Below are 262 nucleotides of genomic sequence, written 5' to 3'. Positions count from 1 at the left end.
CCGTTGGCCGCCCATGGCGGGAAGGGCAGACCGACATCGCGATCGGGGCCGCCGGCATCCGTGTCGTCGACGACCTGCGAGGACAGACGGATGCGTCCGGTCGCCCGCTCACCGTCACCATCACCGCAGTCGCCGACGAACTCGCCGGAGCCGCGGACCTGGTCAAGGGGAAGGCGTCCGGTCGCCCGGTCGCCGTCGTCCGAGGTCTCGCGCACCTCGTCACAGACGAGGATGGGCCAGGCGCCCGAGCGCTCGTCCGCAG

1 protein-coding gene is annotated in these 262 nt (G+C 72.5%); it reads left to right on the top strand.

The annotated features are described in order from the left end of the window. Positions 1-35: 35 nt before the first annotated feature. On the top strand, positions 36-262 hold a 227-nt coding region (locus tag AAEY72_RS15360; protein ID WP_352311451.1), incomplete at its 3' end, for a coenzyme F420-0:L-glutamate ligase.

The sequence above is a fragment of the Psychrobacter sp. W2-37-MNA-CIBAN-0211 genome, assembly GCF_040309405.1.
Lineage (GTDB): Bacteria > Pseudomonadota > Gammaproteobacteria > Pseudomonadales > Moraxellaceae > Psychrobacter > Psychrobacter glaciei.
This window is presented reverse-complemented; position numbering and strand designations above follow the sequence as displayed.